This is a genomic window from Campylobacter jejuni (assembly GCF_001457695.1).
Taxonomy (GTDB): Bacteria; Campylobacterota; Campylobacteria; order Campylobacterales; family Campylobacteraceae; genus Campylobacter_D; species Campylobacter_D jejuni.
Window position 1 is genome coordinate 1 of record NZ_LN831025.1, and the last position, 17,433, is coordinate 17,433.

The window sequence follows — 17,433 nt, forward strand, 5'->3', positions numbered from 1 at the left end:
ATGAATCCAAGCCAAATACTTGAAAATTTAAAAAAAGAATTAAGCGAAAACGAATACGAAAATTATTTATCAAATTTAAAATTCAACGAAAAACAAAGCAAAGCAGATCTTTTAGTTTTTAACGCTCCAAATGAACTCATGGCTAAATTCATACAAACAAAATACGGTAAAAAAATCGCACATTTTTATGAAGTGCAAAGTGGAAATAAAGCCATCATAAACATACAAGCACAAAGTACTAAACAAAACAACAAAAGCACAAAAATCGACATAGCTCATATAAAAGCACAAAGCACAATTTTAAATCCTTCTTTTACTTTTGACAGTTTTGTTGTGGGGGATTCTAACAAATACGCTTATGGAGCATGTAAAGCTATAATACATAAAGACAAACTTGGAAAACTTTATAATCCAATCTTTGTTTATGGACCTACAGGACTTGGAAAAACACATTTACTTCAAGCGGTTGGAAATGCGAGCTTAGAAATGGGAAAAAAAGTTATTTACGCTACGAGTGAAAATTTTATCAATGATTTTACTTCAAATTTAAAAAATGGCTCTTTAGATAAATTTCATGAAAAGTATAGAAACTGCGATGTTTTACTTATAGATGATGTGCAGTTTTTAGGAAAAACCGATAAAATTCAAGAAGAATTTTTCTTTATATTTAATGAGATTAAAAACAATGACGGGCAAATCATCATGACTTCAGACAATCCACCCAACATGCTAAAAGGTATAACCGAACGCTTAAAAAGTCGTTTTGCACATGGGATCATAGCCGATATAACTCCACCTCAACTAGATACAAAAATAGCCATCATAAGAAAAAAATGTGAATTTAACGATATCAATCTTTCTAATGATATCATAAACTATATCGCCACTTCTTTAGGGGATAATATAAGAGAAATAGAAGGTATCATCATAAGTTTAAATGCTTATGCAACCATACTAGGACAAGAAATCACACTCGAACTTGCCAAAAGTGTGATGAAAGATCATATCAAAGAAAAGAAAGAAAATATCACTATAGATGACATTTTATCTTTGGTATGTAAAGAATTTAACATCAAACCAAGCGATGTGAAATCCAATAAAAAAACTCAAAATATAGTCACAGCAAGACGCATTGTGATTTACCTAGCTAGGGCACTTACGGCTTTGACTATGCCACAACTTGCGAATTATTTTGAAATGAAAGATCATACAGCTATTTCACATAATGTTAAAAAAATCACAGAAATGATAGAAAATGATGGTTCTTTAAAAGCAAAAATCGAAGAACTTAAAAACAAAATTCTTGTTAAAAGTCAAAGTTAAGTGAAAGGATGTGAAAAATAAATTCTAGAGTGTGAAAAAAAGAAATTAAGCAAAGTATGATAAAATACAAATTTGATTATTTCGCTTTGAAGAATTTCACAATTTCAACAAGCTTATTATTACAACGAATTTAAAATTAAAATAAACCAAGGAGAAAAAATGAAGTTAAGTATCAATAAAAATACTTTAGAATCTGCAGTGATTTTATGTAATGCTTATGTAGAAAAAAAAGACTCAAGCACCATTACTTCTCATCTTTTTTTTCATGCTGATGAAGATAAACTTCTTATTAGAGCTAGTGATTATGAAATAGGTATCAACTATAAGATAAAAAAAATCCGCGTAGAATCAAGTGGCTTTGCTACTGCAAATGCAAAAAGTATTGCAGATGTTATTAAAAGCTTAAATAATGAAGAAGTTGTTTTAGAAACCATTGATAATTTCTTATTTATAAGACAAAAGAGTACAAAATACAAACTTCCTATGTTTAATCATGAAGATTTTCCAAATTTTCCAAATACAGAAGGAAAAAACCAATTTGACATTGATTCAAGTGATTTAAGCCGTTCTCTTAAAAAGATATTACCAAGTATTGATACAAACAACCCAAAATACTCCTTAAATGGTGCATTTTTAGATATAAAAACAGATAAAATTAACTTCGTAGGAACTGATACAAAACGCCTTGCAATCTATACTTTAGAAAAAGCAAATAATCAAGAATTTAGTTTTAGTATCCCTAAAAAAGCTATTATGGAAATGCAAAAACTTTTCTATGAAAAAATAGAAATTTTTTATGATCAAAATATGCTTATCGCTAAAAATGAAAATTTTGAATTCTTTACAAAACTTATTAACGATAAATTTCCAGATTATGAAAAAGTTATACCAAAAACTTTCAAACAAGAACTCAGCTTTTCAACTGAAGATTTTATAGATAGTCTTAAAAAAATCAGCGTTGTAACTGAAAAAATGAAACTTCATTTTAACAAAGATAAAATCATCTTTGAAGGTATAAGTTTAGACAATATGGAAGCAAAAACAGAACTTGAAATTCAAACAGGAGTAAGTGAAGAATTTAATCTTACTATAAAAATCAAATATTTACTTGATTTCTTAACTTCTATAGAAGAAGAAAAATTCACTTTAAGTGTAAATGAACCTAATTCAGCATTTATAGTCAAATCCCAAGGACTATCAATGATTATCATGCCTATGATTTTGTAATAAAACAAGTAAAAGATAAAGGAAAAATATGCAAGAAAATTACGGTGCGAGTAATATTAAAGTCCTAAAAGGCTTAGAAGCTGTTAGAAAACGCCCAGGTATGTATATAGGAGATACAAACATAGGCGGACTTCATCATATGATTTATGAAGTTGTGGATAATTCTATCGATGAAGCTATGGCAGGACATTGTGATACTATAGATGTAGAAATCACTACTGAAGGAAGCTGTATAGTTAGTGATAATGGTCGTGGTATTCCTGTTGATATGCACCCAACTGAAAATATGCCAACTTTAACTGTTGTTTTAACTGTCCTACATGCAGGGGGAAAATTCGATAAAGATACTTATAAAGTTTCAGGTGGTTTGCACGGTGTTGGGGTTTCGGTTGTAAATGCACTTTCCAAAAAACTTGTAGCTACAGTTGAAAGAAATGGAGAAATTTATCGTCAAGAATTTTCAGAAGGTAAAGTTATCAGTGAATTTGGTGTGATAGGAAAAAGTAAAAAAACAGGAACAACTATAGAATTTTGGCCTGATGATCAAATTTTTGAAGTGACTGAATTTGATTATGAAATTTTGGCTAAAAGATTTCGTGAACTTGCATACTTAAATCCAAAAATCACTATAAATTTTAAAGATAACCGCGTAGGCAAACATGAAAGTTTTCACTTTGAAGGTGGAATTTCTCAGTTTGTTACAGACTTAAATAAAAAAGAAGCTTTAACTAAAGCAATTTTCTTTAGCGTAGATGAAGAAGATGTGAATGTTGAAGTAGCTTTGCTTTACAATGATACTTATAGTGAAAATTTACTCTCTTTTGTAAATAATATCAAAACTCCAGATGGTGGAACACACGAAGCTGGTTTTAGAATGGGTTTAACTCGTGTGATAAGTAACTATATAGAAGCAAATGCAAGTGCTAGAGAAAAGGATAATAAAATCACAGGCGAAGATGTGCGTGAAGGCTTGATCGCTGTTGTGAGTGTAAAGGTGCCTGAACCACAATTTGAAGGACAAACCAAAGGAAAACTTGGTTCAACTTATGTGCGTCCTATAGTTTCAAAAGCAAGTTTTGAGTATTTGACTAAATATTTTGAAGAAAATCCTATCGAAGCTAAAGCTATAATGAATAAAGCTTTAATGGCAGCTAGAGGAAGAGAAGCAGCGAAAAAAGCTAGAGAATTAACGCGTAAAAAAGAAAGTTTAAGCGTAGGAACTTTACCAGGGAAATTAGCTGATTGTCAAAGTAAAGATCCAAGTGAAAGTGAAATTTATCTTGTGGAAGGGGATTCTGCAGGAGGTTCTGCAAAACAAGGTAGAGAAAGATCTTTTCAAGCTATACTGCCTTTGCGTGGTAAAATTTTAAATGTTGAAAAAGCAAGATTAGATAAAATTTTAAAATCTGAGCAAATTCAAAATATGATTACCGCTTTTGGCTGTGGTATAGGTGAAGATTTTGATCTTTCAAAACTTAGATATCATAAAATCATCATCATGACAGATGCGGATGTTGATGGATCACATATACAAACCTTGCTTTTAACTTTCTTCTTCCGTTTTATGAATGAACTTGTGGCAAATGGACATATTTATTTAGCACAACCACCTTTATATCTTTATAAAAAAGCTAAAAAGCAAATTTATTTAAAAGATGAAAAAGCTTTGAGCGAATACCTGATAGAAACGGGAATAGAAGGTTTAAACTATGAAGGTATAGGAATGAATGATTTAAAAGATTATTTAAAAATCGTCGCAGCTTATCGTGCAATTTTAAAAGATCTTGAAAAGCGTTTTAATGTGATTTCTGTGATACGCTATATGATAGAAAATTCAAATTTAGTTAAAGGAAATAATGAAGAATTATTTAGTGTAATCAAACAATTTTTAGAAACACAAGGACACAATATCTTAAATCATTATATCAATGAAAATGAAATTCGAGCTTTCGTTCAAACTCAAAATGGCTTAGAAGAACTTGTGATTAATGAAGAACTTTTCACTCATCCACTATATGAAGAAGCAAGTTATATTTTTGATAAGATTAAAGATAGAGGCTTGGAATTTGATAAAGATATTTTAGAAGTTCTTGAAGATGTTGAAACCAATGCTAAAAAAGGTGCTACTATACAACGCTATAAAGGTTTAGGGGAAATGAATCCTGAGCAACTTTGGGAAACCACAATGGATCCAAGTGTAAGAAGACTTTTAAAAATCACTATTGAAGATGCACAAAGTGCAAATGATACCTTTAATCTCTTTATGGGTGATGAGGTTGAACCAAGACGCGATTATATCCAAGCACACGCTAAAGATGTAAAGCATTTGGATGTGTAAATTTATCATTGAAGAAATGATTTCTTCAATGAGTTTTATTTTGTAAGAATATAGCTAGAGGAATTCTTCTTCTTGTATCGTATTTTTCTCCATAATATTTTTCAAGATAATTTAAAATTTTTTCTTCATCTTCAGGTTCTATTTCCCAAAGTCCTTCACTATCTTGCATCCATCTTATAGCTGCTAACCAAGCTTTTCTACTTGCATGCATGTTGGTAATGAGATTGGATCCATGACAAGCTAAACAATTTGCTTCCACTAAAGGTGAATCAGGATCGATAATCAATCCTGTATCAGGGTTAATTTCAAGATTTTGAGCCCAACTTGCACTTAAAAACAATGCTAAGATCAATATAATTTTTTTCATCATTCTTAAACTCCATAAACATTAACTCTATGGCATGCATTATTGATATATCCTCCTGGATTCCACTGTGCTAAAACCATAGGTTGACTGTTACCTTGACTATCGATAGCTCTTGCCCAAATTTCATAATATCCTTTTGTTGGTATTGATATTTGAGCACTCCATTTTTGCCATGCTAATCTATTTAATGGTTTTTCTACCTTTGCTTTAGTCCATGTTACGCCATAATCATTGCTTACATAAACTTCACTAACTTCAAGTTCTCCAGCCCAAGCTTTACCTCTAACTTCAAATTTTTTATTTGCTTTTATTTCAGAACCATTTTTGATATTAGTAATTACAGATCTTATAGGCATTGATTCTATGATTTTCATCTCGCCTTTATAGTTAAAATCTCCTGGTTTTACCGGATTTATAGGAACTTTATAAGAACCTTCCATTTTTTCACCATCATGAATTTTATTTCTTACTGAAATTTTATAAAGCCATTTACCGCTTGTACTTGCAGGGTAACCACCACAAACAAGTCTAAGTGGATAGCCATTGACTAAAGGAATATCTTTGCCTTCATAAGCCCAAGCTATTAGAGTTTCATCTTGTAAAGCTTTAGAAATAGGAACTCCTCTACTAATAGGTGAAGTTTCTTCACCATTTAATTTTGTATCTATGCCATAATATCCGATATAAACCGCATCATTTTTGATGCCACAATCTTTTAAAATATCTTTTAAACGCACTCCTGTCCATCTACCGCAAGCTACTGCACCATAACCCCATTGAGTTCCTTTTGTGCTAGGTATAACTTCGGATCTACCATTTCCACCGCATTCAACTGTTAAGGCATAAGTATAGGTTTTAAATTTCTTTTTTAAATCTTCTATGGTGTAAGATTTTTTATTGATAATGCTTTCTCCATCGATTTCTAAAGTCCAACCTTTATGAAGTCTTTCTTTTATCGTTTCTAGGCTTGGTGGTAAGCCATTATTTCTAACAAAGAAATTTTCAGGTTTAGTAAAATCAGAATCAAGAGCATAAATTTCAGTTTCTGCTGTTAATGGTTTTTCGCCATGGTAGATAAGATCTTTTTTACCTTCTATTTTAAAATCAGGCAATTCTTTTGCCAAAGCCTTACTTCCTAAAAAATTCTCAAAAGAAAAATTTGACAATACACTAATGCCAAATAAACCAAGTCCTATATTTTTTAGAAAGTCTCTACGATTTTCTTTTTGATCGTTCTGTTTCATTGAAATATCCTTAAATATTTATATAATCTTTTATTTTATTATAAATTTTAAAAATTTAAATAATTAATATAATTAATTATTTAAATTAAAAAAATTAATTATTTTTTATAATTTTGCATATTAAAATAAAATCATCATATGTTCGAGTTTTATTACATTTTAACTAAGTTTTTTCTACAATTAAATTTTTAAAATTATTTAAGGAATGATTTTGATTTTACTTACTAATCCTATCATTATCAGTGTTGTTTTGATGACTTTACTTTGTTTGTTTCGTTTTAATGTGCTTTTGAGTCTTTTGATCTCAGCTCTTATTGCAGGTGTATTTTCTCATCTTGAACTCGTAGATACTATGAATATACTTATAAGCGGAATGAAAGAAAATTTAAAAACAGCTCTTAGCTATATACTCTTAGGAGCCATTGCCGCAGCGATTTCAAAGACAAATTTAACTGCATATTTGATTAAGATAGTAAGTCATTTTATATCTCATAAAAAATATTTATTGCTTTTGTCTATAGCTTTGATTTCTTGTTTTTCTCAAAATTTAATTCCTATTCATGTAGCTTTTATACCTTTGTTGATTCCACCTCTTTTAAGTCTTTTTAATAAACTTAAAATCGATCGTAGAGCGGTTGCTTGTGCTTTAACTTTTGGACTTACTACGCCTTATATGGTTTTGCCAGTAGGTTTTGGGCTTACTTTTCAAGATCTTTTAAAAGATAATTTAAATGCAAATAATGTAAGTGTATCTTTAAATGATGTTACAAATACTATGTATTTTGCTGCTATTTGTATGATAGCAGGACTTTTTCTAGCGCTTTTTGTGTTTTATCGTAAGCCAAGAGAGTATCAAGAAGTAGAAATTGCTAAAGTGGATTTAGAAAATCTTGAAATGACGCGTAAGGAATGGGGCGTTTTAGCTGGGCTTGTTTTAACTTTAATTTTGCAAATTTTGACTATGAATTTACCTTTATCAGGGCTTTTGGGTTTTGTTTTAATGGTTATTTTAGGTGGAGTTGAATTTTCAAAAGTCAATGAAGTTTTTGATGATGGGCTTAAAATGATGGGTTTTATAGCTTTTGTTATCCTTGTTGCTGCAGGATATGGAGAAGTTTTAAAAGAAAGTAGATCAGTAGTAGATCTTGTAAATTCAGTCGTTCCTTGGATGGAGCAAAGTAAATTTTTAGCAGTATTTTTCATGCTTTTAATAGGACTTATCATCACTATGGGTATAGGTACTTCTTTTGGAACTATACCTATCATAGCTACGCTTTTTTGTCCTATTTGTTTGGAACTTGGTTTTAGTACAGCACTTATTATATTTATCTTAGGAGTAGCAGGAGCTTTAGGAGATGCAGGAAGTCCAGCCAGTGAAACAACCATGGGAACTACTGTAGGATTAAATGCTGATAAACAACACGATCACATTAAAGATACTTGCATACCAACTTTTATTTTCTATAATGGCCCATTATTGATTTTAGGTAGTATTATCGCCATGTTTTTATAATTTTTACAAATCTATCAAAATATTTTTTAATTTATTTATTTTTAAGATAAAAATTATATCGATTTTAAAAAAATGTATGCTATAATCCTTATAAAGCTAACAAAATTTAAATCAGTCTTATAAGGAGAGCAAAATGGATTTAGAAAATATCCTAGAAAATAATCAAAGCATAGGTTTATATCACCCAAAGAACGAACACGATGCCTGTGGTATCGCTGCAGTTGCTAATATACGCGGTATTGCCTCTTATAAGGTTATTTGTGATGCTTTAGAAATTTTGATGAATCTTGAGCACCGAGGTGGTGCAGGAGCTGAAGAAAATTCAGGTGATGGGGCGGGGATTTTGATCCAAATTCCACATGATTTTTTTAAAACTCAAGAATTGGGTTTTGAACTTCCTAAAAAGGGTGATTATGCCGTAGCACAGATGTTTTTATCACCCAATACTGATGCAAAAGAAGAAGCAAAAGAGATATTTTTACAAGGTTTAAAGGATAAAAAACTTGAATTTTTAGGTTTTAGAGAAGTGCCTTTTAATCCTAGCGATATAGGTGCAAGTGCTTTAAAAGCTATGCCTTATTTTTTACAAGCCTTTGTGAAAAAACCAAGTAAAATAAGTGCAGGGCTTGAGTTTGAAAGAGTGCTTTATAGTACGCGTCGTCTCATAGAAAAAAGAGCTATTAATGTGCCAAAATTTTATTTTTCAAGTTTTTCTTCACGTACTATAGTTTATAAAGGAATGCTTCTTTCAACTCAATTGAGCGATTTTTATCTCGATTTTAAAGATGTTAATATGAAATCAGCCATTGCTTTAGTGCATTCTCGCTTTTCGACTAATACCTTTCCAAGTTGGGAAAGAGCCCACCCAAACCGCTATATGGTACATAATGGAGAGATTAATACCATACGCGGAAATGTTGATAGTATAAGAGCTAGAGAAGGTTTGATGCAAAGTGAGTATTTTGAAAATTTAGATGAAATTTTTCCCATCATAGCTAAGCCTAGCAGTGATTCTGCAATGTTTGATAATACTTTAGAATTTTTAGCTCTAAATGGTCGTACTTTAGAAGAAGCTTTTATGATGATGGTGCCAGAACCTTGGCATAAAAATGAAAATATGGAAAGCAAAAAGCGTGCTTTTTATGAATATCATTCTTTATTGATGGAGCCTTGGGATGGGCCTGCTGCTATAGTTTTTACTGATGGAGTGATTATGGGGGCGAGTTTGGATAGAAATGGTTTTCGTCCTTCAAGGTATTATCTTACAAAAGATGATATGCTCATACTTTCAAGTGAAACAGGGGCTTTAAAACTTGATGAAAAAAATATCAAAGCCAAAAAACGCTTAGAACCTGGAAAACTTTTACTCGTTGATACAGCAAGAGGTAGGGTTATAGCTGATAATGAAATCAAAGAGCATTATGCTAATGCTAAGCCTTATAAAAAATGGCTTAAAAATTTAGTTGAACTTGAAAAACAAAAAAGCGGAGTTTATAAACATCAGTTTTTAAAAGAAGATGAGGTTTTAAAACTCCAAAAAGCTTTTGGTTGGAGTTATGATGAGCTTAAAATGAGTGTGGCTGCTATGGCTCAAAATGGTAAAGAAGCTATAGCAGCTATGGGTGTAGATACTCCTTTGGCTATACTTTCTAAAACTTATCAACCTTTGTATAATTATTTTAAACAACTTTTTGCACAAGTAACTAATCCTCCTCTTGATGCCATAAGAGAAGAGATCGTTACTTCTACAAGGATTTATCTAGGAAGCGAAGGCAATTTATTAAAACCCGATGAAAACAATGCAAAACGCGTAAAAATAGCCTTGCCTGTGATAAGCAATGAAGAACTTTTTGAAGTTAAGGCTTTAAATAAATTTCAAGTTAAAGAATTTTCTATACTTTATGATTATTCTAAAAAAACTTTAGAAAAGGCTTTAGATGAACTTTGCGTTAAGATAGAAGATGAGGTTAAAAAAGGTGTTTCTATTATCATTTTAAGCGATAAAGGAGTGGATGAAAAAAACGCTTATATCCCCGCTTTGCTTGCTGTTTCTGGAGTGCATAATCATCTAGTAAGAAAAAATTTAAGAACACACACAAGTCTTATTATCGAAAGTGGTGAACCTAGAGAAATTCATCATTTTGCATGTCTTTTAGGTTATGGTGCGACTGTTATTAATCCTTATTTGGTTTATGAGAGCATACAAAAACTCATTGCCAATAAAGATTTAAATTTAAGTTATGAAAAGGCGGTAGAAAATTTCATCAAGGCAAGTTCAAGTGGTATAGTCAAAATTGCTTCTAAAATGGGGGTTTCTACCTTGCAAAGTTATAATGGCTCTGCACTTTTTGAATGTCTGGGCTTAAGCTCTAAGGTGATTGATAAATACTTCACTTCTACAACTTCACGCATTGAAGGTATGGATTTAGAAGATTTTGAAAAAGAACTCATTGCTTTACACAAACATGCTTTTAACGATACACATAAGGCTTTAGATTCTAAAGGAATTCATGGTTTTAGAAGTGCTAAAGAAGAACATTTAATCGATCCGCTTGTGATTTTTAATCTTCAGCAAGCCTGTCGCAACAAAGACTATAAAAGCTTTAAAAAATACTCGGCTTTAGTAGATGAAAAACAAGTTAATTTGCGTTCTTTGATGGAATTTGATTTTAGTGAAGCTATCAGTATAGATAAGGTTGAAAGTGCAGAAAGTATAGTTAAACGCTTTAGAACAGGGGCGATGAGTTATGGTTCTATTTCTAAAGAAGCACACGAGTGTTTAGCACAGGCTATGAATAAAATAGGTGCTAAATCAAATTCAGGTGAAGGTGGCGAGGATGAAGAACGCTATGAAATCAAAGAGGGTGTGGATAAAAACTCAGCCATTAAGCAAGTAGCAAGTGGGCGTTTTGGCGTGGATTTAAACTACTTAAGTCATGCAAAAGAAATTCAAATCAAAGTCGCTCAAGGCGCAAAACCAGGTGAAGGCGGACAATTAATGGGCTTTAAAGTCTATCCTTGGATAGCCAAAGCTAGACATTCTACTGCAGGTGTGACGCTTATTTCCCCACCTCCTCATCACGATATTTATTCTATAGAAGATTTGGCTCAACTTATTTATGACCTAAAAAATGCTAACAAAGACGCTAAAATTTCAGTAAAACTTGTAAGCGAAAATGGCATAGGAACGGTTGCTGCAGGTGTGGCTAAGGCAGGAGCGAATTTAATCCTTGTTTCAGGTTATGATGGAGGTACGGGTGCAAGTCCTAGAACTTCTATACCGCATGCAGGAATTCCTTGGGAGTTAGGTTTGGCTGAAACACATCAAACTTTGATTTTAAACAAGCTTAGAGATAGGGTAAGATTAGAAACTGATGGAAAGCTTATGAATGGGCGTGATTTAGCCATAGCAGCACTTTTAGGAGCTGAAGAATTTGGTTTTGCAACAGCGCCTTTGATTGTTTTAGGTTGTACGATGATGAGAGTTTGTCATCTAAATACCTGTCCTTTTGGTATAGCCACTCAAGATACAGAACTTAGAGATCGTTTCAAAGGCAAAGTGGATGATGTGATTAATTTCATGTATTTTATAGCCGAGGAACTTAGGGAGTATATGGCAAGGCTTGGTTTTGAACGCCTAGATGATATGATAGGTCGTGTGGATAAACTCCGCCAAAAAAGTGTGCAAGGTAAAGCAGGAAAGCTAAATTTAGATAAAATTTTAAAATCCTTGCCTACTTATAATAGAACCGCTGTGCATTTTAAAGACTATAAAGATAACAAGCTTGAAAAAACGATTGATTATAGAATTTTACTTCCGCTTTGTAAAAATGCTGTGGAGAAAAAAGAGCCTATCAAACTTTCTTTAGAAGTAGGAAATCAAAGCCGTACTTTTGCGACTATGCTTTCAAGTGAAATTTTAAAAACTTATGGAAAAGATGCTTTAGATGAAGATAGTATCCATATCAAAGCTATAGGCAATGCAGGCAATAGCTTTGGAGCGTTTTTGTTAAAGGGCATTAAACTTGAGATTATAGGCGATAGCAATGATTATTTAGGCAAGGGTTTAAGTGGTGGCAAAATCATAGCAAAAATTTCAAATGAAGCCACTTTTTCACCTGAAGAAAATATAATCGCAGGAAATGCTTGTTTATACGGAGCTACAAAAGGTGAAGTGTATTTAGATGGTATAGCAGGGGAAAGATTTTGTGTAAGAAATTCAGGAGCTTTAGCTGTGGTTTTAGGAACAGGCGTGCATGGTTGTGAATATATGACAGGTGGGCAAGTTGTAGTTCTTGGAGATGTGGGTGCGAATTTCGCTGCTGGTATGAGTGGGGGCGTTGTTTATATCTTTGGAAGACACAATGAAGCTCATGTAAATACCGAGCTTGTGGATATTAAAGATCTTAATGCTAAGGATGAAAAAGAATTAAAAGCCGTGATAGAAAAACATATCGCTTATACAGATTCTAAAAAGGCTAAAGATATCTTAGAAAAATTCGATAAAAAAGACTTTTTTAAAGTCATGCCAAGAGATTATGAAAAGATGTTAAAAATGCTTGATCTTTGTAAAAATGAAAAAGATCCAAATTTAGCAGCATTTTTGAAAATCACACAATAAATTTTTATTAGAGGAGAAATTATGGCTGAAATGAAAACAGAAAGAAAAAGTGTTTTAGATTATCTTTCTAAAAATAAATTTTTAATCCCAATGTATCAAAGACCTTATGCTTGGACATTAGAAGAATGTGAACAGTTGTGGAATGATATTGTTACTTTTTTTAATGATGAGGATAGAAAACCTGAAGATGAATATTTTTTGGGTAGTATTGTGATGTATAAGCAAAATAATCATCAAAATATTATAGATGGACAACAAAGAACAATATCTTTAAGTTTGTTGTTAAAAGCTTTATATGTAAAAGCTTTTAAAGATAGAAGTGAAGAAACAAAAAATCTTGTGGCAATGCTTGAAAGCTGTTTATGGGATATTGATGATATTAGCGGAAAAGCAGACTATAACGCGTCACATTTAGAAAGTGATGTTATTACGAAAGAAGATGAAGATATATTAAAACAAATTTTGACTAATGAATATAGACTAGAAAATAATGATATTGAAACAAAGATTAAAAAAGTTAAATCTAATTATGAGAAAAATTATTTATTTTTTCTTTTAAAATCTGATGAATTTGCAAAAGAAAATCCAACTAAATGGGAAAAATTTTGTGTAGTTTTATTAAAATCTTGTATTTTGCTTCCTATAGAATGCGAAGGTTATGATGAAGATTCTAGGCTTGAGAATGCTTTAAGAATTTTTAATACTTTAAATAATAGAGGAATTCCACTTAGTGATTCTGATATTTTTAAAAGTATTATTTTTAAAAGCAAAAAAACTTTAGAAAGAAGAAAAGAATTTGCAAATAAGTGGAAAGAACTTGAAGATAAAAAAGATATGGATTTTATATTTAGAAATTATATGCATGTTATTCGTGCTAGAAATAAAATTAAAACAAGTGAAATTGGTTTAAGAGTTTTTTTTACTAAAGAGTACAAGAATATTTTACAAGATGATAATATTATAAGTGAAATTGAACAGCTTAGTAAATTTTGGAATGATGAATTTAGTGATTTATATAATAATAGGTCATATCAATTTTATGAAGTTTTAAATGAGTTACCAAATGAATATTGGAAATATTTAGATAGTGCATATTATATGTATTGTCAAGATAAAAAAATAAATTATTATAAAAACCATGAGAATTTTTTAGCAAAAATAATTGCTAATTTTTTAGTAAAACTTATCAATAAGCCGACTATTGCAGAAGTCAAACCAATTGTTTTTAATGCATATACATCATTATATTCTAAAGGAGAACTAAATTTTCAGACAGATTCAAAGCAAATTTTAGAAAATGAGATATTGTTTAAAGAACAGTTTTTTAAAGCAAATAAACTTATTCCAGCACTATTAACTCTTAATCTTTATATAAAATATCCGAATCAAAAAACTGATATTAAAGCTGAAATTGAACATATTTTCCCAAAAACTACACAATGGAGACCAAGTTATACAGGTTGGGATAAAGAAGAAGCAAAGTCTTACATTGAATCTATTGGTAATAAAATGTGGCTCGAAAAAAGATTAAATATTAAAGCAGGCAACAATTATTTTGATGAGAAGAAAGAAAAATATAAAGAATCAAACTTTTTAGAAGCACAAGAATTATCCAAGTATACTAAAAATGATTGGCTAAAGGAAGATATTGAAAAGAGAAATGAAGAGATTTATAATAGATTAGTAGACTTTTTTAAGCAAAATATTGATTAGTTTTAAGGAGTAAAAAATGGGAAATACAAGAGGTTTTTTGGACTTTAAAAGAATGGATTTTAAAAAAATTGCTCCTAAAGAAAGGATTTTAAATTACAAAGAATTTACTATACCTTTGGATAAAAAAGAACAAGAAATTCAAGGCGGGCGTTGTATGGATTGTGGTGTGGCCTTTTGTCATACGGGTGTGATGAGCGAAGGAAAAGATGTGGGCTGTCCTTTAAACAATCTCATTCCTGAATGGAACGATCTTATTTATCGTTCTTTATGGGAAGAAGCTTATGAAAGACTTGATCTTACCAATCCTTTTCCTGAATTTACCGGTCGTGTTTGCCCTGCTCCTTGTGAGGATTCTTGTGTGTGTGCGATAAATGGCACAAGTGTGAGTATCAAAAATAATGAATTATCCATCATAGAAAATGCTTTTAAAGAAAATTTAGTAAGAGTAAATAAACCTAAGCAATACAATGGCAAAAAAATCGCTATCATAGGAAGTGGGCCTGCTGGGCTTGCTTGTGCTAACACTTTAAATTCGCTAGGTTATAAAGTAAGTGTTTTTGAAAGAAGCGATAAAATAGGCGGACTTTTGATGTATGGTATCCCTGATATGAAGCTTGATAAAAGTATAGTTGATAGACGGGTGGATTTGCTTAAAAAAAGCGGGATTGAATTTAAAGTGAATGAAAATATAGACAACAAAGATAAGGTTTCAAAACTTCTAAAAGAATTTGATGCTTTGGTGCTTTGCACAGGAGCAAGCAAGCCTATAGATCTTGATATAGAAGGTAGAAAGCTAAAAGGGGTTGAATTTGCCCTTGATTTTTTAACGCAAAATACCAAAACTTTGTTAAAAACAGGTAAGGGTGCAGATGCAGCCAAAGGTAAAAATGTCTTGGTTATAGGAAGTGGGGATACAAGTGTGGATTGTATCGCTGTGGCGACAAGACAAGGGGCTAAATCTATAGTGCGTTTTGAAAGAAGTCCAAAAAGACCTTTGCAAAGAAGCCAAAACAATCCTTGGCCTTTAAAAGCTGACATTTTTACTACTGATTATGGTTTAGAAGAAGCCATTGCTGTATATGGCAAAGATCCTAGAGAATATCAAAAAATGACAAAGAAATTTTTAGGAAAAACTCATGTAGAAGGCGTTGAAGCAAATGATTTAAAACGCGAGTTTAAAGAAGGCAAGGCTATAAATGTTGAAATTCCAAATTCTAAAAAAACTTATAAAGTAGATTTAGTACTTTTGGCTATGGGTTTTAGCGGGTGCGAAGAAGCTATCGCTAAAAATTTTGGAGTGAAATTAGATGAGAAAAACAACATAAGCACAGAAAATTTCCAAACCACTCATAAAAAAATCTTTGCTTGCGGAGATGCTAGAAAAGGACAATCTTTAGTTGTTTGGGCTATAAAAGATGGTATAGAATGTGCTTTGAGTTTGCATCAAAATTTAGCAAAATAATCATAAAAGTTTAAAACTTTTTCGGTGGAGTTTGCAAATTCCAAATTTAGCTATAAGTTCTTTATGAGCTTTTGTGCCATAGGCTTTGTTTTTTTCAAATTCATAACAAGGAAAGTCTTTAGCTAAGAAATTCATCACCCTATCTTTACTAACTTTTGCAAGTATGCTAGCTGCACTTACTTGCAAAATGCTAGCATCGGCTTTGATTTGTGTTTTTATCCCGTTTATACCTAGGTTGGTGTTTCCATCATATAAGAAGTTATTTTCTGTTTTAAAATGCTTTTTTATAAGCTTTAAGCCTGTTTTTAAACAAGTGCTTAAGCCTAGTGCGTCGATTTGTTCTGAAGAAAAAGCAAGTATGAGATAGTTTGAATTTTTGATGATGATTTCATAAAATTCTTCGCGTTTTTTTTCGCTTAGTTTTTTAGAATCGCACAACCCATCAAGTTTTTTGTTCAGTTTGCAAGCCGCCATCATCATAGGACCTGCTAAAGCACCGCGTCCTGCTTCATCAATACCGATTAAATTTATATCAAATTCATTTAAAAGTTCTTTTGTGTCAAATAAAGTTTTCAAAATTTTTCTAAAAAGAAGGGCAAAAATGCCCTTTTATTCTACTGTGATATCATTTTTGATTTTTTCAAAAAGCTTATCACCTATGCCTTTAACTTTTTTAAGATCATCAATACTTGTAAAATTTGCTTCTTTGCGGTATTCTAAAATCGCTTTAGCCTTAGCTTCGCCAATACCATTTAAACTTTTTAATTCTTTTAGTGTTGCAGTGTTGATATTTACAGCACCAAAGAGAAAAGCCGTTAAAGCAAAAAATAAAAATAGTAATTTTTTCATTTTCTTATCCTTTTATTAAAAAATAATTATAATATTATCTTAAAAAGGATAAGAATTTCTTAACTTAACCCAAAAATTCGCGTTTAAAATACTCTTTTGGTGCTTTACATAAAGGACAGGCTGCTGGAGCTTTTTTGCCACGATGTATATGTCCGCATACTTCACAAACCCATAATTCTTCTACTTCACTATTAAAAAATTCTTCTTCTTCGAGCATTTTTTTAAGCGCTAGATATTCTCTTTCGTGTTCGATTTCTACTTTACCAATAGCTGTAAATAATCTCGCTATAGCCTTTTTACCTTCATCTTCAGCGATTTTTGCAAAATTTGGATACATAGTTGTGTGCTCATAGTTTTCACCTTCTGCAGCAGTTACTAGGTTTTTTGTAGTTACTTCTAAAGGTTTGCCATCAACGATTTCATGATAAGCTTTAAATTCTGCTCTTGCATGCCATTTTTCATTTTCAGCCGCTTCTCTAAAATGTCTAGCAACCGCATGCCAACCTTCTTCTTCAGCTACATCAGCAAATAAATCGTATTTGTTTCTCGCCATAGATTCGCCCGCAAAAGCTTTCATCAAATTTACCGCAGTTAAATCTGTAGTGATACATTTCATTTCTTCACCACAACAGCTAAGCTTACCGCCACCTACATTTTGAACTTCTACTTCATTACCACATTTTTGGCATTTATAGGTTTCATATTGTCTCATTTTGACTCCTTTTTTGATTATCAAAAAGCATTGTATTATAAAAAAATATTTTTGTCAATTAATA

Annotated in this window: 12 protein-coding genes; 7 read left to right on the forward strand and 5 right to left on the reverse strand. The window is 31.4% G+C overall.

The window, feature by feature from the left end; all coding sequences use genetic code 11:
• The 3 genes from dnaA (at window position 1) to gyrB (ending at window position 4,888) form a co-directional block, all read left to right on the forward strand.
• The gene (gene dnaA / locus AT682_RS00005) at window positions 1-1,323 is read left to right on the forward strand and encodes a chromosomal replication initiator protein DnaA (protein WP_002882661.1); all 1,323 of its coding nucleotides are present in this window, start codon (window positions 1-3) and stop codon (window positions 1,321-1,323) included.
• A gap of 159 nt (window positions 1,324-1,482) precedes the next feature.
• On the forward strand, window positions 1,483-2,550 hold the full coding sequence (gene dnaN, locus AT682_RS00010; protein ID WP_002855594.1) for a DNA polymerase III subunit beta: 1,068 nt from the start codon (window positions 1,483-1,485) through the stop codon (window positions 2,548-2,550).
• Window positions 2,551-2,578: 28 nt separating this feature from the next.
• On the forward strand, window positions 2,579-4,888 hold the full coding sequence (gyrB, locus tag AT682_RS00015; protein ID WP_002866804.1) for a DNA topoisomerase (ATP-hydrolyzing) subunit B: 2,310 nt from the start codon (window positions 2,579-2,581) through the stop codon (window positions 4,886-4,888).
• A 25-nt stretch (window positions 4,889-4,913) separates the two neighbouring features.
• On the opposite strand, the gene sorB is transcribed toward gyrB, so the two are convergent.
• Together sorB and sorA are read right to left on the reverse strand one after the other, a co-directional pair.
• Window positions 4,914-5,255, reverse strand: coding sequence for a sulfite:cytochrome c oxidoreductase monoheme cytochrome C subunit (gene sorB, locus AT682_RS00020; RefSeq protein WP_002857673.1), 342 nt, complete (start codon window positions 5,253-5,255; stop codon window positions 4,914-4,916).
• Between the two features lie 5 nt (window positions 5,256-5,260).
• On the reverse strand, window positions 5,261-6,499 hold the full coding sequence (sorA, locus tag AT682_RS00025) for a sulfite:cytochrome c oxidoreductase molybdopterin oxidoreductase subunit (protein ID WP_002882663.1): 1,239 nt from the start codon (window positions 6,497-6,499) through the stop codon (window positions 5,261-5,263).
• Between the two features lie 205 nt (window positions 6,500-6,704).
• Between sorA and AT682_RS00030 the strand changes: the two genes are divergently transcribed.
• From AT682_RS00030 to gltD, 4 genes are all read left to right on the forward strand, one after another.
• The gene (locus tag AT682_RS00030; RefSeq protein ID WP_021137507.1) at window positions 6,705-8,012 is read left to right on the forward strand and encodes a Na+/H+ antiporter family protein; all 1,308 of its coding nucleotides are present in this window, start codon (window positions 6,705-6,707) and stop codon (window positions 8,010-8,012) included.
• A 133-nt stretch (window positions 8,013-8,145) separates the two neighbouring features.
• Window positions 8,146-12,633, forward strand: a complete 4,488-nt coding sequence (gene gltB, locus AT682_RS00035; RefSeq protein ID WP_002882767.1) for a glutamate synthase large subunit — start codon at window positions 8,146-8,148, stop codon at window positions 12,631-12,633.
• Between the two features lie 21 nt (window positions 12,634-12,654).
• Window positions 12,655-14,346 (forward strand): DUF262 domain-containing protein, encoded by a 1,692-nt coding sequence (locus AT682_RS00040; protein WP_002846242.1) that lies wholly within the window; start codon window positions 12,655-12,657, stop codon window positions 14,344-14,346.
• A gap of 16 nt (window positions 14,347-14,362) precedes the next feature.
• Entirely contained in the window at window positions 14,363-15,808 is a 1,446-nt protein-coding gene (gene gltD, locus AT682_RS00045; RefSeq protein ID WP_002882768.1) for a glutamate synthase subunit beta, read from the forward strand.
• Here gltD and rnhB read toward each other — a convergent pair whose 3' ends face one another.
• The 3 genes from rnhB to rrc form a co-directional block, all read right to left on the reverse strand.
• Complete coding sequence (rnhB, locus tag AT682_RS00050) at window positions 15,809-16,384, reverse strand: ribonuclease HII (RefSeq protein WP_002882770.1); 576 nt, start codon at window positions 16,382-16,384, stop codon at window positions 15,809-15,811.
• A gap of 33 nt (window positions 16,385-16,417) precedes the next feature.
• Window positions 16,418-16,657, reverse strand: a complete 240-nt coding sequence (locus tag AT682_RS00055) for a ComEA family DNA-binding protein (RefSeq protein WP_002855574.1) — start codon at window positions 16,655-16,657, stop codon at window positions 16,418-16,420.
• 64 nt (window positions 16,658-16,721) lie between these two features.
• Window positions 16,722-17,369 (reverse strand): ferritin family protein, encoded by a 648-nt coding sequence (gene rrc, locus AT682_RS00060; protein WP_002853081.1) that lies wholly within the window; start codon window positions 17,367-17,369, stop codon window positions 16,722-16,724.
• Between the last annotated feature and the right edge of the window lie 64 nt (window positions 17,370-17,433).